Source organism: Microbacterium sp. HJ5, from assembly GCF_054824025.1.
Map to the genome: position 1 here is coordinate 1 of NZ_JSYE01000057.1, position 287 is coordinate 287.

Here is a 287-nt window from a genome sequence, read left to right on the forward strand (position 1 = left end):
GGCGGGAGCGCGGCGATGATCGGGTGGTCCTTGTGGATCACGCCGACCTTGGCCGCACCGCCGGGCGAGCCCACGTCGTCGAAGAACTCGACGTTGGCCTTGTAGTAGTCCTGCCACTCGTCGGGCAGGTCGTCCTCGTAGTAGATCGCCTCGACCGGGCACACCGGCTCGCACGCACCGCAGTCGACGCACTCGTCGGGGTGGATGTACAGCGACCGGTCGCCCTCGTAGATGCAGTCCACCGGGCACTCGTCGATACAGGCCCGGTCCTTGACATCCACACACGG

1 protein-coding gene is annotated in these 287 nt (G+C 66.9%); it reads right to left on the reverse strand.

Annotated features, from left to right (window positions below):
- Positions 1–287: ferredoxin (fdxA, locus tag OB08_RS16420; protein WP_461476636.1), on the reverse strand; the 287-nt coding region annotated here is incomplete at both ends.